Consider the following 3,974-nt stretch of genomic DNA (forward strand, 5'->3'; position numbering starts at 1 on the left):
GTCGTGGAACCCCTGTTGACTTTTCCATTTCTCGAATTTACGTTTGTACTCCAAAAAATCCGCAACACATTTCTAAAAATTATGAATATCTATAATAAAACACAAGCCGTGTGGCTCGTTTTGTTCCTGTTATTTGCGATTGCGCCGGGATGGTGCCAACCTGTTTTGCCGCAAAAAGCCGCTGGCGATTCTATAGGGTTTGACGCGGACGAGGTCGTTTATCATGTACAGACTAAGCGCGTGGAATTGACCGGCAATGCCACCTTGCGCTATCGCGACCTGCAACTCAAAGCCGGTCATATCACGTACGATCAAAACACCCGGCACGTCACAGCACGCGCATTGCCCGATTCTACCGGAGCAAAAACCGTGGGACCACCCCAATTTACCCGCGGTAGCGAAAAAATATCGGGCGAGTACATGGTCTATGATCTCAATACAGAACGCGGCAGCGTGCGAGATGGACGCGCGTCACATCAGCGCAAACACTATCGCGGTGCCCATATCGCACTCGATGGTCAAAAAGCATTAAATGCACTGAATCTCTCTTTGAGCACATGTGATCGCGACCATGTACACTACGATTTTTTGTGCAAAAATGTGCGTATTTTGCAAGACGACAAAGCGATTGGGCGGTCTGTTACTTTTCGCATTGGTCCGATTCCCATTTTCTGGGTTCCCTTTTTCGTTTTTCCAGTCAAGCGCGGGCGGCAATCGGGCTTGCTCACGCCGGGCGTGGGCAGCAACAGCCGCGATGGCATTTTTGTTCACAATGTGGGATATTATTTTGCGCCGAGTGAATACTGGGATGCCACGGTTAAGAGCACTTTGCGCGAGCGCGGTGGATTTTTGCTCGAATCGCGATTTGCCTATGCCAGGCGCAATCGGTTCAGCGGCTCAATGGACATTGGATACGACCACGACACTTCAGGTGATGGTAATGCCCACAATTGGCGCTTCAATTTGCAACACCAGCAACGCATCAACGCCACGACCAATATCAGGGGGAGCGGGCAGTTTTCCACCAGTACCAATTTTGACCGACGCAATAGCAATAATCTCTATCGCTATCTCAATCGGCAATTGAGATCCAGTTTTTCTTTTGATAAACGCTGGACAGAATCCGGGCGCAGCATTGACGGCAGCTTGACGTATTACCGAGACCTGAGGGCAAAAAACAATAGCTTTCAGGGCTTTCCCCGCCTCAGCTTTCGACAAAACAGACGCCGCATATTTGGAGGTAATGAACCCACATCTGTTACGGGGCCGTGGTATCGCGCGTTTTACTATGGTTTTTCGAGTACGCTATCCAATAATTTTGCGCGCAATCCCGACCCGGTACCCAATACAGAGCGCGTCTCTATTCAAAATCGCGTCACCGTCAACAGTCAACACCGTCCCCTGGGCTGGCTCGATCTCACGCCGGGCTTTAATTTTGGCGAAGAATTTATATATAGCGATACCGATTCTACAACCCGACGCACGTCTTACAACGCGGCACTGTCTTCGGGTACGACATTATACGGCATATTCCAACCGCAAATCGGTCGGTTGCGCGGCATTCGGCATCGCTTTCAGCCCCGGCTCAATTTCAATTACAACCAATCGGGAAGCATCTTTCAAGGAACAATGGGGTTTGGAGGCAATCGCAGATGGGACGATGCCAGACGCAGCATAAATTTTAATATCGGCAATACTTTTGAACTCAAAACTCAGCGCGACGACGATGTGCGTCGCTTTACTCTGGCGACGCTCAATTTGTCAACGGGATACGATTTTGACGCGCCGAGACAAAAATGGCGACCGCTTCGCACCAGCGCGTCTCTCAAACCCGATCGCCGCGTGGATGTCCGCATTGCGATGACCCATACGCTCTATGACAGCACAGGCCAACGGGCGCTTTTGCATCCGCGTCTGCAGAACCTGACCATTACCTCCAATTTCCGTTTTTCCGGTGGTCAAGGTGGACGAGGCAATATGGTTATCCAGTCCGCTCTTCCCGATGGATACGATCCTGGGTATGAGGATGGATATGATGCTGGATATGGCGGTGGATACAGGGGGGGATATGGCGCAGATTTTGGCTTTGAACGCGATTTGTACAGCGATTTCGGCGGTGCCAGCCAGCCGTGGCGATTCAATCTCTCTCATTATATTGCGATGCGGCGATTCGGCAATACCACGAGCAAAACATCCTGGATCAAAGCAGATATTGGCATCAATCCTCGCCAATTTATAAGAATTGACTATTCGATCAATATCGATGTTCTGCCCGATGCCAAAATCTCGGCGCAAAGCCTATCGGTTTACCGCGATCTGCACTGTTGGGAAGCGCGGTTTTCGTGGTATCCCGCGGGTTTTAATAAGGGGTTCTTTTTTAAGATCAATATTAAGGACATCCCGCAAATAAAACTCGAGCACCGACGCGGCGGATTTGGAATATAAAATCTTTGACCTTGTCCACCTGCCGTAAATAGCTTATAGATGTTTGGTGATTTTGCATGGGAATATCTCTTGAAATCGGCGCTGTTCAGGGTGCCTTTGGGAAACTCCTGAGGATGAGACCTTTATGTCTTTGACAGAATCTGGTGACTTACGAACCAGTGATACGAATAGACCGGTCATGACTGACGCTGATGCGCTACCGCCGTTCCCCGAGGGATGGTATTTAGTCGCAAGCCGCGAATCCATTCTGCGAGAGAAACTGATCGAGAAGACGTGGCTGGGCGAAGAAATCGTCGCATGGTGCGACGAGTCAGGCCGTGTCTGCGTGGCTGACGCGGTATGCCCTCACCTGGGTTCGCACCTGGGTCCGGAGGTCGGTGGTCAGGTATGCAATGGTCGCCTTGTCTGTCCGTTTCACGGATTTGAGTTCGATACGACCGGCCAATGCGTTGCGACTCCAAACGCCCCGGCCCCCAGAGCCGCGAGACTGAAAGTATATGAGACCAGAGAGATTCTCGGCATGGTCTTCGCCTGGTTCGGGAACGGCGGTCGGCCGCCGCAGTGGGACCTGCCAAACGAGCCAACCACTGGACAAGAGTGGTGTGAACTGGGATTCAACATACTCCGGTTCCGTGGACATCCCCAGGAAACAACCGAGAATTCTGTAGATCTGGGACATCTACGCTATGTGCATGGTTACGACAATGTGAATCCGATCGGTTCGGTAACGGTAGATGGTGCCTATTTGAAGAGTTGCTTCGACTTCAAACGCGTTCGCAGGATCCTGGGTGTAAAGAACCTCGTGTATGAAACCTCGGCCATTACCCACGTCTATGGACTGGGCTACTCCTTCGTCGAAATCCACGAGAAAACTATCGATATAAATGCGAGATTGTGGGTACTCGCAACACCCATTGACGGCACCCTCATTGATCTTGTGTTGGTCAGCCAAATGCGGGAAATCCGCAGGCCCCGACGATTCATCTCAGGTCTGGGATTTCTGCCGATGAAGCTGCGGCACAGGTTGATGAATCGCATTTTAATGTCACAACAGAAACAGGATGTCCTGCAGGATGTGGTGATCTGGGAAAAGAAGAAGTATCGGTCTCCTCCCAGGTTGTGCCGCGCCGACGGCCCCATAGGGAAGTACCGCCGGTATTGCCAGCAGTTCTATCCTGATCCGATGGTCGCGATGGGAAGTGGGGATTCGATCTCTGATTAGGCGGTAGCCGATGAGGGCGCATCATGTACGGCTGGCGGTTCCGGAGAGGCCTCTGACTTGAGGGTCCCGCGCGAAGGCGCGCCAGGCGGGCCTAAAGAGGCTTGCGAGCCAAGAAACAGTACAGCGGCGTAAAGATACCCGCCTTGCCGCCCGCGATATAAGCCTCCGCGGTCCGATCCAGGAGTCGGATGACTTCCGCAGAGCCCTTCGGAAAGAGCCGCAGTACTTCAGCCAGCTTCGATCCTGTGATGACCGCTTTACGGCCCCACGGAAGCCTGCGCAAGGCGTTTCCGACCGTCCCATGGCG

Annotated in this window: 3 protein-coding genes; 2 read left to right on the forward strand and 1 reads right to left on the reverse strand. The window is 52.2% G+C overall.

The window, feature by feature from the left end; all coding sequences use genetic code 11:
- Positions 1 to 81: 81 nt before the first annotated feature.
- Positions 82 to 2,445, forward strand: coding sequence for a hypothetical protein (locus tag F4Y39_07145; GenBank protein MYC13491.1), 2,364 nt, complete (start codon positions 82 to 84; stop codon positions 2,443 to 2,445).
- A gap of 124 nt (positions 2,446 to 2,569) precedes the next feature.
- Positions 2,570 to 3,667, forward strand: a complete 1,098-nt coding sequence (locus tag F4Y39_07150) for a Rieske (2Fe-2S) protein (protein ID MYC13492.1) — start codon at positions 2,570 to 2,572, stop codon at positions 3,665 to 3,667.
- Positions 3,668 to 3,758: 91 nt separating this feature from the next.
- Here the strand turns inward: F4Y39_07150 and F4Y39_07155 are convergent, their stop codons facing one another.
- Positions 3,759 to 3,950 carry a hypothetical protein gene (locus F4Y39_07155; GenBank protein ID MYC13493.1) on the reverse strand — a complete coding sequence of 64 codons (192 nt, stop codon included), beginning with the start codon at positions 3,948 to 3,950 and terminating at the stop codon, positions 3,759 to 3,761.
- Positions 3,951 to 3,974: the final 24 nt, after the last annotated feature.

It is taken from the genome of Gemmatimonadota bacterium (genome assembly GCA_009838845.1).
Classification (GTDB): Bacteria; Latescibacterota; UBA2968; order UBA2968; family UBA2968; genus VXRD01.

What these genes read in the sequence shown, in the direction of transcription:
- F4Y39_07145 (MYC13491.1), top strand. Translation starts at nt 82, where the DNA reads ATGAATATCTATAATAAAACACAAGCCGTGTGGCTCGTTTTGTTCCTG.
- F4Y39_07150 (MYC13492.1), top strand. Translation starts at nt 2,570, where the DNA reads ATGTCTTTGACAGAATCTGGTGACTTACGAACCAGTGATACGAATAGA.